Genomic DNA, 17,673 nt, shown 5'->3' with positions numbered 1-17,673 from the left:
TTACGGCTGTGGCGCCACGATGGTACGGCGTCTTCTTGGGAACACCTTGGGAGCTAGCGCAACGTGGCGGCATAGGAATTGCATCTGGCCGCGAAGCCGGAGAACACCTGGTCGGCGAGCGGCTGCAATCGGGGATTGTATTCGGCGAAATCCTCACGCAGCTTGGATTTGGAACCTCCGGCGGCTTTCAGATCCTTGACCATGCTCGGCTCGTCGAGCCATTCCTCCAGCAATGTCGAGGTGACTTCGAGATGGAATTGCAGGCCGAGCGCCGAGCCGAAACGGAACGCCTGGTTCTTGGTGGCCGCGGAACGTGCGAGCGGCTGCGCACCTTCGGGCAGGGAGACCACGTCGTTATGCCAGTGCAGCACGTTGATGCTTTTGTCCCACATGGAGAAGAAGTCGTGTTTGTCGGTGCGTTTGATGGGAGCGAATCCGATTTCCGGCTCTTTGCCTGATTTGAGTTTTGCACCGAGCGCCGTGGCGATGATCTGATGCCCCAGACAGACTCCCAGCACCGGCTTGTTCACCGCAATCGCGGCACGTGCCAGCTTGGCCTCGGCTTTGAGCCCAGGGTACGCGTCGAAATCCTGCGCCCCCATGGGCCCTCCCATGATCACCAATCCCGTGATTTCGTTGAAGTTCGGCAAATCCGGTTTTTTCTTCTTGGCGATGGTCACGGTCTGGTACGGCAATTCCATATCGTCCAGACTGTCGAGAATGCGCCCCGGTTTCTCCCACGGAACATGCTGCACGATCAACACCTGCGGTTTCGTCATAACCCCTATTGTGGCACGACCCACGTAAACTGCAAACGTTTGCCGTAGTAATATGGGCCACCCACATGCCTTGTCTGGTTTCATGCCTAGGCTTGGGGGCTATGGCAAACACTCAGGAACCGCAGAATTTCAACGCTTCCGTCATGCCGAGCACACTGGTCTCGACACAAGTGGCCAAAGCCGCCACACGACTGAAGCTGTACGATACGGCCTCGCACGCCGTAAGCACGTTTACCCCGATCAAGCCCGGCGAAGTGGGCATGTATGTGTGTGGCGCGACGGTGCAGTCCTCGCCGCACATCGGCCATATCCGTGCCGCCGTAGCATTCGACATCGTGCGCCGTTGGTTCCTCAAGCTCGGCTATCAGGTCACTTTCGTGCGCAATGTGACCGACATCGACGACAAGATTCTCGACAAGGCCGCCGCGGAAGGCCAGCAGTGGTGGGCACGCGCCTACCATTACGAACGCGAGTTCAGCCAGGCCTACTCCGATCTGGGCGTGCTGCCGCCGACCGTCGAACCGCGAGCGACCGGGCATATGGCCGATATGATCGACATGATCCAGCGCATCATCGATAACGGCCACGCCTATGTGGTGCGCGGCGATGACGGCAAGCCGACCGGCAACGTGTACTTCGATGTGGCGTCCTGGCCGCATTACGGCGAGCTGACGCATCAGAAGCAGACCGCCGTGGCCGACGCCGCCTCCGAAGTGGCCGACGCCATGGGTCCGTCCGTCGACAACGCCGGCGACGACAAGTACAACCCCGTCGACCCGGCCGATGCCTCCCCCGACAAGCACGATCCACGCGATTTCGCACTGTGGAAAGCCCCCAAGGATTCCGATCCTCTCGACGCACGCTGGAACACCCCGTTCGGCACTGGCCGCCCGGGCTGGCACATCGAATGCTCCGCCATGAGCCACCGCTATCTGAAGGACGGTTTCGACATCCACGGTGGCGGACTTGATCTGCGATTCCCCCACCACGAGAACGAAATGGCCCAGACCCGTGCGGCGGGCTACGATTCGGCCGCACGTTGGATGCACTCGGCATGGGTGACCGCCAAGGGCGAGAAGATGTCGAAGTCGCTCGGCAATGGCCTGTCCGTGCCGGCCGTGCTGGCCGAGAACTCCGCGTGGGTGGTGCGTTACGCATTGGGCGGCGTGCAGTACCGTTCCATGCTGGAATGGTCCGATCAGACGCTTGCCGAAGCGCAGTCGGCCTATGATCGCATCTCGAATTTCATCGAACGTGCCGGCATCGCCATCGGCGAGCAGCCCAGCCGTACCGAAGTCGCTTCCGTTCCCGCCGACGCGCTGCCTGCCGATTTCGTTGCCGCGATGAACGACGACATCAACGTCTCCGGTGCGACCGCCGCGATCTTCACCGCGATTCGTTCCGGCAACACGTTGCTGTCGAAGTTGGCCGATCGTGCCGATTCCGACGCGGCCAAGGCCGAGGTGCGTGAGGTGCTGCTCGGCGTGCGCGCGATGCTCGATACGCTGGGCTTGGACCCGCTGGCCGAGCCGTGGGTGAATGGCGGTGCGGCAGGCGGCGCTGCCGGCGAAGGCGAATCGGCCGAGCATGATGTGCTCGACTCGCTGATCCGCGAACAGCTTACGGCACGTGCCGAAGCCCGCAAGGCCAAGGATTTCGCCAAGGCCGACGCGATCCGCGATGCGCTGAATGCGGCCGGCATCGCCATTGAGGACGGCCCGCAGGGCTCCACCTGGTCCCTGCAGTAACGGCAACACAGCAGACATCTGCGATTAGCGACCCATTTGGACGAAATACGGCTCTTTTTCGTCCAAATGGGTCGCTTTATGATCGGTTTCGTCCGAATGGGTCGCTAAATCCCACATGCGGCCACGCCCGTCCAATGTCGCCGGCAGCCGGCCACCAGCACGGCACGGCCCGGATATTTCCCGCGCGGCGGCTAGACTTGGGAACATTATGGCAGCATTTAGTTCTTTGACAGACAGGCTCTCCGGCGCGTTCAAGCACCTGAAGAGCAAAGGTAAGCTTTCCGAGGCCGATATCGACGGCACCATCCGCGAAATCCGCCGTGCACTGCTCGACGCCGACGTGGCGCTCGACGTGGTCCGTTCCTTCACCGCCAGCATCCGCGAACGCGCGTTGGGCACCGAGGTCTCCCAATCCCTCAATCCCGCGCAGCAGGTCGTCAAGATCGTCAACGAGGAGTTGACGAGCGTTCTGGGCGCAGGCGTTGACCGACCGTTGAACTTCGCGAAGAATCCGCCGACCATCATCATGCTTGCGGGTCTTCAGGGCGCTGGTAAGACCACGCTTGCCGGCAAGCTCGGCTACTGGCTGAAGGATTCCGGCCACACGCCGCTGCTGGTTGCGGCCGATTTGCAGCGCCCGAACGCAGTGACGCAGCTGCAGGTGGTTGGCGAACGCGCGGATGTGCCGGTGTATGCGCCGGAGAAGGGCGTGCAGGCCGATGGCGGCGAAGCGGTCATGGCTCCAGGCCAGACCACTGGTGACCCGGTGAAGGTCGCTCGTGACGCCGTGGAACTCGCCAAGCAGAAGCTGTATGACACGGTGATCATCGATACCGCCGGCCGTCTCGGCGTGGATGAGGAGCTGATGAAGCAGGCGCGCGATATTCGCGATGCCGTGCAGCCGAATGAGATTCTGTTCGTCATCGATGCGATGATCGGTCAGGATGCCGTGCAGACCGCCAAGGCCTTCGATGAGGGTGTGGACTTCACCGGCGTGGTGCTGTCCAAGCTTGATGGCGACGCCCGTGGCGGTGCCGCGTTGTCCGTGGCGTCCGTGACCGGCAAGCCGATCCTGTTCGCTTCCACCGGCGAGGGGCTGAAGGACTTCGAGGTCTTCCACCCCGACCGTATGGCGTCGCGCATTCTCGATATGGGCGACATCATGACGCTTATCGAGCAGGCGCAGAAGCAGTTCGATGAGGAGGAGGCGCGCAAGGCCGCTGAAAAGCTGTCTGCCGGTTCCTTCGGTCTGGATGATTTTCTCGATCAGCTGCAGCAGGTGCGCAAGCTCGGCCCGATGAAGAACCTGCTGGGCATGATTCCCGGCATGGCGGCTCATCGTAAGGAGCTCGAACAGTTCGATGAGAAGGAAGTCGACCGCACCGAGGCCATTATCCGGTCGATGACCCCGGCGGAGCGTCGTGATCCGAGCATTATCGATGGTTCGCGCCGCCGCCGCATCGCGTTCGGTTCCGGTGTGACCGTCTCCCAGGTGAATGCGCTGTTGCAGCGTTTCGAGCAGGCCGCGAAGATGATGAAGCGCGTGTCCAACAACAATGGCGGCGGACTGCCTGGTTTCGGTGGCCCGGCCATGGGCAAGAAGGCCAAGAAGGGCAAGAAGAAGAAGGGTTCCAAGTCCGGCAATCCGATGAAGCGCGAGGCCGAGGAAAAGGCATTGCGCGACAAGCTGGCCGGCAAGTCATCCGGCGGCAACGGCGGTTCGGCATTCGCCAAGAAGCCGCAGAATCCCGCGCTTCCGGCTGGATTGCAGGATCTGATGAATGAGGCTGGCGACAACGGCACTCCCGATCTGCCGCCGAATCTTGGCGGTGGCGTGGCCGGTCTGTTCGGCCGCTGATTCACACAGCATATGACGCGGGGCGAGTCGGCCTTGCACTCATGGTGATACGGCTGGGGCCGGGCGGAATGCTATCCGCCCGGCCCCAGCCGTATCACCATCCGTTTGCGACTGCTCGCAGGTCCATCTACGGCTTCAATGGCTCCACACGCTCCCCAGTCATGGAGCGACACAGTTATCTCACAAGGCAGCCGCTAGAATACCCAAAGGCGCACGGCGCATGCCCCGCGCCACGTAATGATCGACGACTGGAACGACCGGACTGGGGGATGTATGACGATAGCGCTCATGGTAATGGCCGTATTGCTGTGGTGCTGGCTGCTGCTGAGCTGCCTGCCGGCCGGGGCGGAGGCTCATATGCCAATGCCGTATCTTATTGCGCTGATTCCGCTGTTATGGGTGCCATCATTGGCGCTGGCCGCAATATCCGCATGCGTCCACGCGTGGACGCCACTGGTTGCGTTCATGCTGACGGCAGTAGCATCGGTGGCACGTCTGTGGCCGTATTGGGCGCCCACCCACACTCGTGAAACGGTCCGTGAAACATCTTCTGGCGCGGCGACGGAACCTCGGACGGCACGCTCCCTGCGCGTAATGACGGTGAACTGCCGATATGGTCGCGCCGATGCACACGCCATCGTACGCGAGGTGCGGCAACGGCATATCGATGTGCTCGCCACACAGGAGACCACCGACGATCTTGTCGAACGGCTACGCGAAGCCGGACTGGACAGCCTACTTCCCCACCGGCAGCTCGGCACCAGCAGACCCACCGATAACGGCGGATACAATGCGCTGTTCTCACGGTTCGAACCCAGTCGGTCGGCGGCGAACCTCATCGACATCCCCGCAGCCGACGTGCCATCGATGACCGTCGACCTGCCGACATCCGCCGACATGCAAAGCACCGGCAACACACGCGCATACCATGTCACGCTTGCGTCGGCGCACCCGAAATCCCCCATGCGCGGCTGCCCCGAATGGTCCGCCGGAATCCGCGGATTGAGCGCGATCGCCGATCTTGCCGAGCGTGAGCCGAACGGCATCGGCGTGGTCATGGGCGACCTCAATTCCTCCATCGAACACCCCAGCTTCCGCTCGCTGCTCGCCAATGGATTGCACGACGCCAGCCGCACCCAGGCGACGCATGCCGTCGTAACCTTCCCCAGCTGGCTGACATGGCCGCATATCGAACTCGATCATGTGCTGTTCACCAACGGCCTGTGCCCAAGCAAGGTGGAATCCTTCCGCATCGACGGCACCGATCATTACGCACTGACCGCAACGCTCACGCTCGAATAGCCCTGCCGCTCCGGCAAGCCGCCTCCACGTCCGCCCCCGCGCGCTATAATGTGTCAGTTATTCGCGCGCGCGTGGCGCCCTCTACACCCCGTGCCGTGAGGAACAGTGGGTTTCGGATTCCGTGCCCCACACAGAACTCGAAACGCACACCCCTAGATATACAAGGAGAGCCATTTTGGCAACCAAGATTCGTCTGAAGCGCATGGGTAAGAAGTTCTACGCGTTCTACCGCGTGGTGATCATGGATTCCCGCCAGAAGCGTGACGGCCGTGCCATCGAAGAGATCGGTACCTACAACCCGAACACCCAGCCTTCCACCATCGTCATCGATTCCGAGCGCGCTCAGTACTGGCTCGGCGTCGGCGCTCAGCCGACCGAGCAGGTTCTGAAGCTGCTGAAGATCACCGGTGATTGGCAGAAGTTCAAGGGTCTCGATGGTGCCGAAGGCACCCTGAAGACCGTTGAGGCTGGCCCGGATGCCGCCGCTCGCGTTGAGGCTGTGGAAGCCGAAGCCCAGAAGCTCAAGGCCGCCAAGTCCGAAGCCGAGGCTAAGGCCAAGGCTGAGGCCGAAGCTGCCGCCGCCGCTGAAGCTGAGGCTCCGGCTGAGGAAGCCGCTGAGGAAGCCCCGGCTGACGCCGAGTGAGCTGAGCCATAGCGCAAAGCAAACGAGAAAGGCTGACTGATCATGCTTGAACAGGCTGTGGAGCATCTTATTAAGAACATCGTCGATTTTCCTGACGACGTGTCGGTGAAGTCCCGTGAGAACGCACGTGGCGAAATGCTTCGCGTGCGCGTCAACCCCGAGGACATCGGCCGCGTGATCGGGCGTTCCGGCCGTACCGCCAATGCGATTCGCACGGTGGTGCAGGCGCTGAGCGACCACAAGGTCCGCGTCGACATCATGGATGTGCGCCGCTGATTCCATCGGAATCCGCGCCTCATCCGTGCCTATGAGGTAAACTGCACAGCATGGCAGATCAGAACATGCATGAGAACCCTCAGCAGCGTGAGCTGCTGAGGGTTTGTCGTATCGGCCGCGCCCAGGGTATGAAGGGCGAGGTTACCGTACAGGTGTTCACCGACGAACCCGAATGGCGCTTCGAGCCGGGATCGGAGCTGTTCTCCCGCAACGGCGAGCAGCGGTATGTGGTGGAACGCTCCCGAACATTCAAGAATCGCTGGATCATCAAACTAGAAGGCTGTGACGACCGCAACGCTTCCGAAGCGCTCAACGGCACCGAACTGTATGGCGAGGCGGATGATCCGGAAGACATGCTCGAAGCCGATGAATGGTATCCGAAGGATCTTATCGGTCTTGAGGCCCGCATGGATGAGGAGAACGAGATCGGTGCCCCTGCCGGCAAGCCGATCGGCATGGTGGTCGACGTTATCGATTCGCCCGCGCAGTCGCTGCTGAAGATCCGCCTGACGGAACCGGTCGAGACGGGTACCGCCTCCGACGGCACGCCGATTGTGGAGAAGACCACGCTGGTGCCGTTCGTGGACGAATTGGTGCCGCTGATCGATCTGGAGGAAGGCTACCTGACACTCGACCCTCCGGGAGGTCTGATCCCGGGTCTGTGACATACGATGCCCATCGATGGCAGACCGGAAACGGCGCCGTGCAAGGATTCGTTCGTGCACGGCGCCGTCGTCTGTTTCAGGCGATTTCGCCGGAAACCTTGTTCAGCAGCATGCTGACGGCAAGATCGGCAAGATGGGCGGCGATGGGAGACAGTTCCCAGTTCTCGCGGCGTACCAGCGCGAAGGTGTCGTAGATCGGGTTTTCAAGCGTGGTCACATGGATATTCGACGGGAAATGATCGGATTGCGCCACTGCCTGCGGCACGATCGAATCGCCCAGGCCACGCGAAACCAGCGACATCGCGGCGTCCACCGATTCGACTTCGATGTCGGGTTCCAACGTCACGCCAAGCTGTTGCGCCTGCTGCGTGAGCTGCAGACGCGTCGGGTCCTCTTCGCCATGGCGGGCATCGTAGAGGATCAACGGCTCCTTGGGCATGTCGATGAGGCTCATCGGCCGCATGCAACGCTCCGGCTTGCTGCTGGCCCACAGAATCTCGTGGCGCATCAACGGCTGGATGTGCAGCCCTTCCGTCGGCACCGGCAGGCATAACAGGCCGGCTTCCAACGTGCCATTGCGCACGGCGTCCGCCACCTCGAAGGAGTTCTGCCCCAGCAGTCGAATGCGCACATTGGGGTGCGCTTCGCGGAATACCGCCGCCAGTTCGGAAAGGTGATAGTAGTTCGCGTTCTTGAGGATGCCGAACGACACCGTGCCGCCCTCGCCGGTGCTCAGCGCGGTTAGCGCGCTGTCCGCGCCAAGCTCCGCGTCGAGCAGACGCTTGGCCCACGGCATAAGCGCCTGACCCGCCGTGGTAAGCACCAATCTGCGGCCTCTGCGCACGAACAGCGCCATGCCGTACTGATCTTCCACTTTGCGCACCAATTCGGAGATCGTGGGTTGCGTCAAACCCATGTATTCCGCAGCCGCGGTGAACGATCCCAGGGTCGCCGCAAGGTAGAACGCCCGTATCTGAGTAATAGTCATAGGTTAATCCTATGGGATACGAAGGATATCCACACCTTGTACGATACAAAACATGCGCTTAAGGTGAGCCGTGTTTTGAGCAACCACCCAAAGCAACGCCACAAGCAACGAGAGGACCGCATTATGGCACTGGCACAGCGCACCGCAACCACCGCAACTCGCACCATGCCCCGCCTCGAAACCGCAACCGAGACGGATATCGAATCGCAACCCACCCGAATCGAGCATGACTGCATCGGCTCCGCAGCAGTGCCGGCCAACGTCTACTGGGGCATCCACACGCTTCGCGCCATCAACAATTTCCCCGTCTCCGGCATCACCGTAAGCGACCACCCGGAAATCATCCACGCTTATGGAGCCGTGAAACTCGCCTGCGCACGCACCAACCGCGAACTCGGAGGCATCGACGCCTACCAGGCCGAACTCGTCGACCGCGCCTGCTCCGACGTGATCGCAGGCAAGCTCGACGACCAATTCCCCGTCGACGTGCTGCAGGGCGGCGCAGGCACCTCGACCAACATGAACGTCAATGAGGTCATCGCGAACCGAGCACTGGAACTCGGCCACTACCCGCGCGGCGAATACGAGATCATCCACCCGAACGACACCGTGAACAAATCCCAGTCCACCAACGACTCCTACCCCGCCGCCGCACGCCTTGCCCTGATCGATGCCTCGCACACCCTGATCGACAGCACCCGCAAGCTCAGCGCTTCGTTCTCGTCGCTGTCGCAGCGCACCATGACCGTGGTGAAAATCGGCCGCACCCAATTGCAGGACGTCGTGCCCATGACCTTCGGTCAGGAATTCGGCGCATTCGCCAGCCAGCTCGGTTCCGACGCCGCATTGCTGGAGCAGCAGCATGAACCGCTCAGCGTGGTGAACCTTGGCGGAACCGCAATCGGCACCGGCATCTGCGCCGACGTGCGCTTCCGCGAACTCGCCGCCCGCCATCTCGCCACCATCACCGGTCTACCCATCCGCCCGGCCGCCGACCCGGTAGGAGCAACCTCGGACGTCAGCGATTTCGTCATGCTCTCCAGCGTGATCAAGCGCACCGCACTGCACTTGGGCAAAATCGCCAACGATCTGCGCCTGCTCGCCAGCGGCCCGCGTGCCGGACTCGCCGAAATCCAACTGCCGCCGCGCCAGGCCGGATCGTCGATCATGCCAGGCAAGGTGAACCCGGTGATCCCGGAATGCGTGAACCAGACCGTGTTCATGGTCATGGGCATGGACACCACCGTCTCCTATGCAGCGGAGGCCGGGCAGTTGCAGCTCAACGCCTTCGAACCGGTGATGCTGCATGCGATGCTCGACGGCATGCACATGCTGGCGCGCGCAATGGATACACTACGCGAACGTTGCGTGAACGGCATCAAGGTGAACAAGGAGGTCGGCATGGCAGAGGCGATGCGCTCGTCGTCGCTGGCGACCTCGCTTATCGACTACGTAGGCTACGAGAAGGCCATGCAGATCGCCAAGGACGCATTGGCCAAGAACACCACCGTGCGCGCCGCCGCCGACAAGGAAGGCAGCATTCGCCCGGAGATCCTCGACTCGATTCTCGACCCGCGCGATCTGACCCGCGTGTACTGACGATTCCGGTACCGCACTGCCTCATCCTACGGATGCATAGAGCGGATGGTCGCCGGCCCCGGGCACTGCCTGCCGGCGACCATCCGCTCTATTCCGCCGCCCCCGTTACTCTGGGTAACTATGAAGATCGACATCGTTTCCGTATTCCCCGAATATTTCGACGTGCTGAACCTGAGCCTGTTCGGCAAGGCGCAAGCCAAAGGGCTTATCGAGGTGCATGCGCATAACCTGCGTGATTGGACGCATGACGTGCATCATTCGGTGGATGACACGCCTGTAGGCGGCGGCGCAGGCATGGTGATGAAACCGGCGGTATGGGCGGAATGCCTGGACGAGCTGCTTGGACTGGAACCGGCCGACGCAACGCCCGATGCTGCAGTCGATACCGCAACCGATACCGCAGCCGGCAAACCGGTGCTGATCTTCCCGAATCCATCCGCTCCCCTATTCACCCAACGCGACGCCACCGAACTCAGCCATGCCGACCATCTTCTGTTCGGCTGCGGGCGCTACGAGGGGTATGACGCGCGAATCCCCGCATATTACCGCGCGCAGGGCGTGAATGTACGCGAATACTCCATCGGCGACTACGTGCTCAACGGCGGCGAAGTCGCCACATCGGTGATGCTTGAGGCGATCACCCGTCTGATCCCCGGATTCATGGGCAATCCCGAATCAATCGTCGAGGAATCATATACGGGCGAAGGCGCGCTGCTGGAACATCGGCAGTACACCAAGCCGGCGCAGTGGCGCGGGCTGAATGTGCCGGACGTGCTGCTCTCCGGCGACCACGGCAAAGTCGACCGTTTCCGCCGTGACGAAGCACTGACGCGCACCAACGACATTCGCCCGGATCTCATCGAACAACTGGGCTGCAAAGCGCTCGACAAGGCGGATCGCAAGACCTTGATGGCGCTTGGCTGGGAAGTCAGCGGCGAACATCCACGCCGGCGCGGCAAGTAGGGGCTACGCCTCGGATTCCCGACCGATGCCGGCGCCATCATCGGCGTCTATGCCTTGATCGGCGCCCGCGGGCACTGCCTCGATATAGAACACCGCGGTTTCCCCATAGGTTTTGGATTGGGTGATCTCCCATCCGCTAGGCGCCGCCGGATCGCTGGAACGGGCGGAACGTTCAAGCATGATCACGCTTCGCTCATCCACCCATCCATGTGCGGCCAGATCGGCCAACAGCCGGTTGCAGTCCTCCGTTTCGAACGCATACGGAGGATCGATGAACACCACATCGTATGGCGCGTTGGCGGTTCCACCCGCCAGCATTTCGGCCTTCCGAACAAGTACCTGGGCGCGCATATCCGGTGCCCACGAACGATTGCGCTTCAACTGCGCCACGGTTTTGCCGATTAACGCAGCGGCAGGCCTCGACGCCTCCACGGCCGTCAGTTCGCGTGCGCCGCGGCTTAGCGCCTCAATGCCCAAGGCGCCGGTGCCGGCGAACAGATCAAGCACCCGAGCGTCATCCAGCACACCCCACGAATCCAAATGCGAGAAAATCGCCTCTTTGGTACGGTCGGTGGTCGGTCTGGTCCCCTGTTTCGGTGTGGTCAGCGCCACGCCCTTGAATCGTCCTGAAATCACGCGCATACGCTTTAGCCTACAAGGCGGGAAGAACCAGCTTCAGCGACGCTTCGAGCATAGCCACATGCGCCGTGCCGCCAGATCGGCCACATCAGTTGCTGGTCAGGAACGCCTCGTTCCCTCGTGTAAAATCCAACACGGCACCGGCCAGCTGCACGCTCCCCTTCAATTCCGGATCATCCGCCAGCATCCGTTCGGCACGCGACCGCGCATCGACGATCAGATCGGCGTCCTTTACCACACGGAGCAGCTTCAGACTTGAACGCATGCCCGACTGCGTATCCCCCAGTACGTCGCCGGCACCGCGGAATTCCAGATCGGCCTGGGCGATCTGCGCGCCGTCAAGCGAATCGTGAATCACCTCCAACCTGGATTCGGCGATCGAACCGGGTTCCGCACGGGAGATGAGGAACGCCCAGCTGTCGGTGCCACCTCGGCCCACACGCCCGCGCAACTGGTGCAGCTGGCTCAGCCCGTACCGGTCGGCGTCGAAAATCACCATGCAACTGGCCTGCGGCACATCCACACCGACCTCGATCACCGTGGTGGAGACAAGCACAGGTGTTACGCCCGATGCGAAATCGGCCATAACCTGCGTTTTGACATCGTCCTTATCCCGCCCGGTCAACGTGGCGAATGCGATGCCCTGGAACTGCGGAAGCTTCTGCAGACGCTCCTTGATCTGCATAACGGTGTGCAACGGCGGGCGCTGCTGCGCCATGTCATCATCGGTGGCATAGGGGTCGAGCACCGCACCGTTGGCATCATCGCCACGCCCGTTATCCCGATCCGCCGCACCGGCATCGGCGCCTTCGGATGGATCGTCGATACGCGCGCACACGATATAGGCCCGTTCACCAGCGTCGATCCGCGCACGGATATGCGAGAACATATTCGCCATGGTGCGCCCGTCCTCTTCATTGATGACGAAGGTGCGAATGGGTTTGCGCCCACCAGGCAGCTCGGTAAGCCACGAAATGTCCAAATCGCCGAACCAGGTCATGGCGGCGGTGCGCGGAATCGGTGTGGCGGTCATGACCAGCATATGCGGCGTACTGCCATCAATCGGCTTGGATTGCAGGCTTTCGCGCTGTTCCACGCCGAACCGGTGCTGCTCGTCGATAACCACCAGCGCAAGATTGGAAGCTTGGAATGCGGTCGAGAACGCCGCATGCGTGGCGACGATAATTCCCGGCTCGCCGCTGGCCGCAATGGCATGCGCCTTGCGCCTGGCCGCCAGCTTCATGCCACCGGTGATCAGGGTGACGGGAATGGACGGGGAATGCAATCCCTCCACCATGGTGCGAATATTCTCCGCATGCTGTTCGGCGAGCACCAGCGTGGGCGCGACCAGCACGGCCTGATACCCCGCTTCGACGGCCTGCAGCATGGCGGCGAGCGCCACCACGGTTTTGCCGGAGCCGACTTCGCCTTGCAGCAGACGCTGCATGGGGTGGTTCTGCGCCATATCGTTGCGAATGTCGGCAATGACCTGCTGCTGCCCGTCGGTGAGTTGGAACGGCAGGGAGGCGACGAATCGTTCCACCAGCCGTTCGCCTGTTGCGCCGTCGCCTGCACACGGGTGGGCGGACGCCCCGCCGTTGGCTTGTCTGGCCTGCAGCAACGCGGTCTGGCAGATGAAGGCCTCTTCATAGCGCAATGTGGCTATGCCCTGATGGAACGCCTGCACCGACGCCGGGTCGTGGATGGCTCGAAACGCTTCGGCGCGATGCATAAGCCCACGTTCCGTGCGGACTTGTTCGGGGAGAATGTCGGGGATGGCTTCGGCCAGTGTTCCGGTGAAGCGTTCCTCGTCTTCGTTGGTCATCACGGCGATGTCGTCGGTGCCGGGCGCAGGCATGTCCCTGCCGCCGAGCATCCATAGCAAGCCGACGATGGTCTCATGGATACGCTCGCTCGACAGCCTTGCAGACGCGTGATAGACGGGCCGCGGGCGGCACACACGTTCCATGCCTTCTTCGATGGTGGTGGCGTCATAGGATCGCGTGTGCCGCGCTCCGACGCCGCTTTGATGCGCTATGCTCCCTGATTGCGCATCGGTCGCCATACCCTCTGCCGGCTGCGATTCGGCGGGCGCCACGGTGGCGATGTCGGGGTGTGTGAATTGCAGTTGCCCCATGTATTCGCTGGGTGTGCCGCTGACGATAACCCGCGCCCCTTGTGCGAGCCTCATGGCCATCCAGTCCACATACCCCTTGCGCCCCGAGAAGAACACCAGGCGAGCCATGCTTCCCGGCATGTTGCGGGTGGCCGCGAAATCGGAATCGTCCACGACGGCTTCAAGCCGGTACCCTCGCCGTGCGTTCATCGCCATGATGCGGCATTGCCTCACTGTGGCCGCGAACGCCATGGATTCGCCGGGCCTGGCTTCGCGAATGGCTCGAGGCGGCACCGGGTCGGCGACACGGAACGGGTAATAGGTCAGTGCATCGTTGACACTGACAATGCCGAAGGATTTGAGCGTGGACACGCGACGTTTGTTGCTGAGCAGCGATCCAAGAGGGGTGTCCAACGAAATACTCATACCGTCCATCCTATCCGCACCCATGCAGACCGTGCCTTCAGTCATGCGGAGAACCATGCCGCCCCCGCATACCGCCTAACCCGCTGTTCCGCCAGATCCGCAACGACGCCACATGCCGCCAGGTAAAGCAAAACCCCGCCGAGTCGAAACTCGAACGGGGTTTAACGCGATGTATCTCGCACTCACGCGGCCACGCGCTGGACCTTGCCGGCCTTGAGGCACTTGACGCACACGCGGACGCGAACGTTTTCGCCGTCAACGGTGGTGTGCACCGGCTGGAGGTTCGGGCGGAAGGTGCGCTTGTTGCGGATATGCGAATGGGACACGGTGTATCCGACCTGCGGACCCTTGCCACACACTGCACAACGAGCTGCCATGATGGTCTCCCTACGTTTACATTGACTTGCAAGTCTGCGTAATTCAGACCGCACGTTACCGAGCGGCTGAACACACAACTTCTCAACTATACAACCAACCATGACAATTGGCAAATACATATGCGGCTTCGATTGCGGCATCACACGATGCGTTCGCGCAGCGCATAGGGCTCACACCAAGCTTCCAGCTTGCGCTCGTAGAATCTTACATAATTTCAAAGGCCCGCATCCCCATGCACTACAGGATGCGCCCGTATCAAGGAGGATATTATGCGACTGGGCAACGTCATCTCCGAGCGCGCCAAGAACGCGGCCGACAAACCCACGGTGATTTCGCTGGGGCAGATTTGGATGGACATCATGCTGGATGTGGACGACATGCCCAAGACCGGCGATTTCGCGGTGACACGCCACACCAAGCCCACACCGGGAGGCAGCTATCGCATACTCGCCGCCGCCAGCCGCATGGGCGTCAGGGCACAGCACGCGGGCATCATAGGCGACGGCATCTGGGCGTCGGCTGTCAGGATGGTGCTCAGGCGATCCGGCATCGACCATATCGGCCAGAATCTCGACAATGTGGATTCGGGATTCCGTCTGGTGTTTCAGGACGAAGAGGAACGCAAAACCTATATCGCACACTACGGCGCGGAGGCACAAGGCGACGAGCATACTTTCGACAACATCACACCCTCCAGCAATTCCGTGGTGCACATCAGCGGCAACACCCTGCTCAACCAGACCGCCGTCGGTCTTGACGGGTTCCTCCGCCGGGCCGGAACGGACCCCAAACAGCGCGATTGGATGCTGGTGCTCAACTCCACCAACGCGTTGAACCAAGTAAGCGACAAACTCATCGAGGATCTGGTGCTCGCCCGCCCGATCTGGTCCTGCAACCGGCAGGAGGCCGGCACACTGGCGGACCGCCTGGGCGTGCATATCGACGACAGCACGACCATGACCGTGGGCGGCGGATTCGACAAATCGATGCAGCTGCTGTGCGACGAACTCGGCAACGCCCTGCGCGCACCCCTGGTGGTACGCGCCGGCTCGCGGGGAGCCTGGGTACGCAAACCCGGCGGCAAGGTGGAGCATATCGAAGGATTCCCCACCAAGGCAGTGCACACGCGTTCCGCAGGATCCTGCCATACCGGGGTGATGTGCGCCATGCTCGCCAAAGGCTGGTCGCTGCCCGACGCCGTTCGCATAGCCAATGCCGCCGCTTCGCTTGCCATTCAGCATAACGATCACGGTGTGCCCGTATGCCCCAGCTACCAGGAGGCAATGGCTCTGTTGGAGGCGTAATGCGCACAGCGGCGGCCGGCGACCGTAGAATAACGGTGTACGCAAACTGAAGGAGTGGCGGCAGTGGGCAACATCATCGATTACGCGCGAGAGGAACAACGCTCATTCGAAGAGCTCCCGTTCAACGAGGTGGACGCCCTGATTCTGGCACAGCTGGCCTATGAGGATATTCCGCGACTCGTCCCGGCATTGGACGACGAACGGAACATGTACGGCACGTTCCGCGGCAGGATACGCCATTTCCCGATGGACCGGCATAATCTGCGCCAATCGGCGAAGGCGTTGCTGCGCGCCCCGTTCTCGGCCATTACGCTCAAGCAGATGGATGAGGTGCTTCATGGTGGAGCCGACAGCGCATGCCAGCATCAGGTGCATGCCGTCAACTTCACCGATCCCGCGATCATGCATTCGTTCGTGCGCACCGTTGCCGCCAACCCTCGTTTTTCCGGGTTGCACGTGGGGGCCTTTGCGGAACGGTTCGATACGGACGAACAGACGCAGACTGCGGCGCTCACGTTCCTGCTTCCCGACGGCACGCTCGTATTGTCGTTCCGTGGCACCGACGATTCGCTGGTGGGCTGGAAGGAAGATTTCAACATGGCCTTCCAGTACCCCGTGCCCGCACAGCGCATGGCGGCTGATTACATATGCACCGTGGCGAAGCTCTGGCCCGGCGACATGATTCTGACCGGACATTCCAAAGGCGGCAATTCGGCGGTATATGCGGCGATGAACGCACCGGCCAAGATCCGCAAACGCATCGCCGCCGTATATTCGCTGGACGGCCCCGGATTCCCCGAACACGTGGTGACCAGCGAACCGTATCTGTCTACGGTGAGCAAGGTGCACAAGATCGTGCCCGACTCGTCGATCATCGGCATGGTGTTGGAAACGCCGGAACCATGCGTGGTGGTCAAAGCTGATTGCGAAGGCCTGATGCAGCATTTCGCGTTCGCCTGGCAGGTCGACGGCGACGCTTTCGTGCGCGTGGACGACATCGCACCCAGCTCCCACGAGTTCAACTCCTCGTTCAACCGTTGGATGACCGGTCTGAGCCGTGAGGAACGCGAGCACGCGGTCGATGCGCTGTTCCAGGTGATTCACGCCAGCGGCGCCACCACCTTCTCCGGGCTTATCGCCTCCATGCCGTTATCGTTGCCCAGCATGATCGGCGCGATCGTGGGATTGACGCCCGACGAGCGCAAGCATCTGATGGAAGCCATGCGCATGCTTGCGGCAGCTGCCACGGCACGCAACCGGAACATCACCAGATAGACCCGACACCGAGTATTATTGTTGTCTAGTTATGACATATCAATGGACACATTGTTAAAAAGAGCAACGATGCCCCGTCCCCGTCTTGATTGCGACACGCCATCGGCCATACAGCGTATGATCAACACCTTCTGGCAACTGCTGAGCGAACGCAGATACCGGAACATCACCGTCACCGACATCGTTCGAAGAGCGAACGTGAATCGCAATTCGTTCTACTATCATTTCAACAAACTCGACGAGCTTGCCTACCGCGCCATTCATGACGAGGTCAACCGCTCCCCACTGGTGCAGAGCGGCGGCAACGGCCATGTGCCGGATCTGCAGCATTGGCGCAAGCACGTGGGCGAGCTCATCTCCACCGAAGAGGAACGCAAACGCACCGAGCGTCTGACCATGATCGTCGGGCCGAACACCGATCCGGTGCTCTATCAGGCGTTCCATGACAACGAGCGCGAGGCTCTGCTGGCAGTGCTGGCACGCGAACCCGAAGACGTCGACCCGCGCACCGATCTCATGATGGACTTCATCATCGGCGGGATCATGGGCATATTGAACCGCTGGCAGCAACTGAACGAACATCACGGCACCGACCCGCTTACCGATGACGACGCCACAGCGATCGCCATCAGGGTGTATGCCTTGCTGCTGGAAAACTGCCTACCATCAGGAAGCCCCGCAGGAACCACGAAGCAACACGCCAAATAGCCAAAT

At 61.6% G+C, this 17,673-nt stretch carries 16 protein-coding genes; 11 read left to right on the top strand and 5 right to left on the bottom strand.

What is annotated here, in order from left to right; genetic code table 11:
• Positions 1-53: 53 nt before the first annotated feature.
• Positions 54-779 carry a type 1 glutamine amidotransferase gene (locus BBAG_RS00955; RefSeq protein ID WP_003827445.1) on the bottom strand — a complete coding sequence of 242 codons (726 nt, stop codon included), beginning with the start codon at positions 777-779 and terminating at the stop codon, positions 54-56.
• 101 nt (positions 780-880) lie between these two features.
• On the opposite strand from BBAG_RS00955, the gene cysS reads away from it, so the two are divergent.
• The 6 genes from cysS (at position 881) to rimM (ending at position 7,271) form a co-directional block, all read left to right on the top strand.
• The gene (gene cysS / locus BBAG_RS00950) at positions 881-2,527 is read left to right on the top strand and encodes a cysteine--tRNA ligase (protein ID WP_047750028.1); all 1,647 of its coding nucleotides are present in this window, start codon (positions 881-883) and stop codon (positions 2,525-2,527) included.
• 208 nt (positions 2,528-2,735) lie between these two features.
• A complete protein-coding gene (gene ffh / locus BBAG_RS00945; protein ID WP_003827441.1) occupies positions 2,736-4,385 on the top strand; it encodes a signal recognition particle protein in 1,650 nt (549 codons plus the stop codon).
• A gap of 273 nt (positions 4,386-4,658) precedes the next feature.
• Positions 4,659-5,687 carry an endonuclease/exonuclease/phosphatase family protein gene (locus tag BBAG_RS00940; protein ID WP_033509006.1) on the top strand — a complete coding sequence of 343 codons (1,029 nt, stop codon included), beginning with the start codon at positions 4,659-4,661 and terminating at the stop codon, positions 5,685-5,687.
• A gap of 175 nt (positions 5,688-5,862) precedes the next feature.
• Positions 5,863-6,330 (top strand): 30S ribosomal protein S16, encoded by a 468-nt coding sequence (rpsP, locus tag BBAG_RS00935; RefSeq protein ID WP_033509004.1) that lies wholly within the window; start codon positions 5,863-5,865, stop codon positions 6,328-6,330.
• Positions 6,331-6,372: 42 nt separating this feature from the next.
• On the top strand, positions 6,373-6,606 hold the full coding sequence (locus BBAG_RS00930) for an RNA-binding protein (RefSeq protein WP_003827435.1): 234 nt from the start codon (positions 6,373-6,375) through the stop codon (positions 6,604-6,606).
• Positions 6,607-6,656: 50 nt separating this feature from the next.
• Positions 6,657-7,271: a ribosome maturation factor RimM gene (rimM, locus tag BBAG_RS00925; protein ID WP_003827434.1), complete on the top strand. Its 615-nt coding sequence runs from the start codon at positions 6,657-6,659 to the stop codon at positions 7,269-7,271.
• A gap of 76 nt (positions 7,272-7,347) precedes the next feature.
• Here the strand turns inward: rimM and BBAG_RS00920 are convergent, their stop codons facing one another.
• Positions 7,348-8,259: a LysR family transcriptional regulator gene (locus tag BBAG_RS00920; protein ID WP_003827430.1), complete on the bottom strand. Its 912-nt coding sequence runs from the start codon at positions 8,257-8,259 to the stop codon at positions 7,348-7,350.
• Between the two features lie 165 nt (positions 8,260-8,424).
• On the opposite strand from BBAG_RS00920, the gene BBAG_RS00915 reads away from it, so the two are divergent.
• Both BBAG_RS00915 and trmD read left to right on the top strand, forming a co-directional pair.
• Entirely contained in the window at positions 8,425-9,858 is a 1,434-nt protein-coding gene (locus tag BBAG_RS00915) for an aspartate ammonia-lyase (RefSeq protein WP_047750200.1), read from the top strand.
• A 120-nt stretch (positions 9,859-9,978) separates the two neighbouring features.
• Positions 9,979-10,821 (top strand): tRNA (guanosine(37)-N1)-methyltransferase TrmD, encoded by an 843-nt coding sequence (gene trmD / locus BBAG_RS00910; RefSeq protein ID WP_003827425.1) that lies wholly within the window; start codon positions 9,979-9,981, stop codon positions 10,819-10,821.
• Positions 10,822-10,824: 3 nt separating this feature from the next.
• On the opposite strand, the gene rsmD is transcribed toward trmD, so the two are convergent.
• The 3 genes from rsmD to rpmB form a co-directional block, all read right to left on the bottom strand.
• Positions 10,825-11,463, bottom strand: coding sequence for a 16S rRNA (guanine(966)-N(2))-methyltransferase RsmD (gene rsmD, locus BBAG_RS00905; protein WP_003827422.1), 639 nt, complete (start codon positions 11,461-11,463; stop codon positions 10,825-10,827).
• 85 nt (positions 11,464-11,548) lie between these two features.
• Positions 11,549-14,002 carry an ATP-dependent DNA helicase RecG gene (locus BBAG_RS00900; protein ID WP_033509017.1) on the bottom strand — a complete coding sequence of 818 codons (2,454 nt, stop codon included), beginning with the start codon at positions 14,000-14,002 and terminating at the stop codon, positions 11,549-11,551.
• A 182-nt stretch (positions 14,003-14,184) separates the two neighbouring features.
• Positions 14,185-14,379 (bottom strand): 50S ribosomal protein L28, encoded by a 195-nt coding sequence (gene rpmB, locus BBAG_RS00895; protein ID WP_003827419.1) that lies wholly within the window; start codon positions 14,377-14,379, stop codon positions 14,185-14,187.
• Between the two features lie 270 nt (positions 14,380-14,649).
• Between rpmB and BBAG_RS00890 the strand changes: the two genes are divergently transcribed.
• From BBAG_RS00890 to BBAG_RS00880, 3 genes are all read left to right on the top strand, one after another.
• Positions 14,650-15,684 (top strand): PfkB family carbohydrate kinase, encoded by a 1,035-nt coding sequence (locus tag BBAG_RS00890; RefSeq protein ID WP_003827417.1) that lies wholly within the window; start codon positions 14,650-14,652, stop codon positions 15,682-15,684.
• 63 nt (positions 15,685-15,747) lie between these two features.
• Positions 15,748-16,959, top strand: coding sequence for a DUF2974 domain-containing protein (locus tag BBAG_RS00885; RefSeq protein ID WP_033509002.1), 1,212 nt, complete (start codon positions 15,748-15,750; stop codon positions 16,957-16,959).
• Positions 16,960-17,076: 117 nt separating this feature from the next.
• Positions 17,077-17,667 carry a TetR/AcrR family transcriptional regulator gene (locus BBAG_RS00880; RefSeq protein ID WP_003827413.1) on the top strand — a complete coding sequence of 197 codons (591 nt, stop codon included), beginning with the start codon at positions 17,077-17,079 and terminating at the stop codon, positions 17,665-17,667.
• Positions 17,668-17,673 lie beyond the last annotated feature (6 nt).

This window comes from Bifidobacterium angulatum DSM 20098 = JCM 7096, assembly GCF_001025155.1.
Lineage (GTDB): Bacteria > Actinomycetota > Actinomycetes > Actinomycetales > Bifidobacteriaceae > Bifidobacterium > Bifidobacterium angulatum.
The sequence above is the reverse complement of the archived record's forward strand: the minus strand, read 5'-3'. Positions and strand labels throughout refer to the sequence as shown.

Bases quoted from the DNA above. Each gene is read 5' to 3' on its own strand.
- BBAG_RS00955 (WP_003827445.1), bottom strand. From the start codon at position 779: ATGACGAAACCGCAGGTGTTGATCGTGCAGCATGTTCCGTGGGAGAAA.
- cysS (WP_047750028.1), top strand. From the start codon at position 881: ATGGCAAACACTCAGGAACCGCAGAATTTCAACGCTTCCGTCATGCCG.
- ffh (WP_003827441.1), top strand. From the start codon at position 2,736: ATGGCAGCATTTAGTTCTTTGACAGACAGGCTCTCCGGCGCGTTCAAG.
- BBAG_RS00940 (WP_033509006.1), top strand. From the start codon at position 4,659: ATGACGATAGCGCTCATGGTAATGGCCGTATTGCTGTGGTGCTGGCTG.
- BBAG_RS00930 (WP_003827435.1), top strand. From the start codon at position 6,373: ATGCTTGAACAGGCTGTGGAGCATCTTATTAAGAACATCGTCGATTTT.
- rimM (WP_003827434.1), top strand. From the start codon at position 6,657: ATGGCAGATCAGAACATGCATGAGAACCCTCAGCAGCGTGAGCTGCTG.
- BBAG_RS00920 (WP_003827430.1), bottom strand. From the start codon at position 8,259: ATGACTATTACTCAGATACGGGCGTTCTACCTTGCGGCGACCCTGGGA.
- BBAG_RS00915 (WP_047750200.1), top strand. From the start codon at position 8,425: ATGCCCCGCCTCGAAACCGCAACCGAGACGGATATCGAATCGCAACCC.
- trmD (WP_003827425.1), top strand. From the start codon at position 9,979: ATGAAGATCGACATCGTTTCCGTATTCCCCGAATATTTCGACGTGCTG.
- rsmD (WP_003827422.1), bottom strand. From the start codon at position 11,463: ATGCGCGTGATTTCAGGACGATTCAAGGGCGTGGCGCTGACCACACCG.
- BBAG_RS00900 (WP_033509017.1), bottom strand. From the start codon at position 14,002: ATGAGTATTTCGTTGGACACCCCTCTTGGATCGCTGCTCAGCAACAAA.
- rpmB (WP_003827419.1), bottom strand. From the start codon at position 14,379: ATGGCAGCTCGTTGTGCAGTGTGTGGCAAGGGTCCGCAGGTCGGATAC.
- BBAG_RS00890 (WP_003827417.1), top strand. From the start codon at position 14,650: ATGCGACTGGGCAACGTCATCTCCGAGCGCGCCAAGAACGCGGCCGAC.
- BBAG_RS00880 (WP_003827413.1), top strand. From the start codon at position 17,077: ATGATCAACACCTTCTGGCAACTGCTGAGCGAACGCAGATACCGGAAC.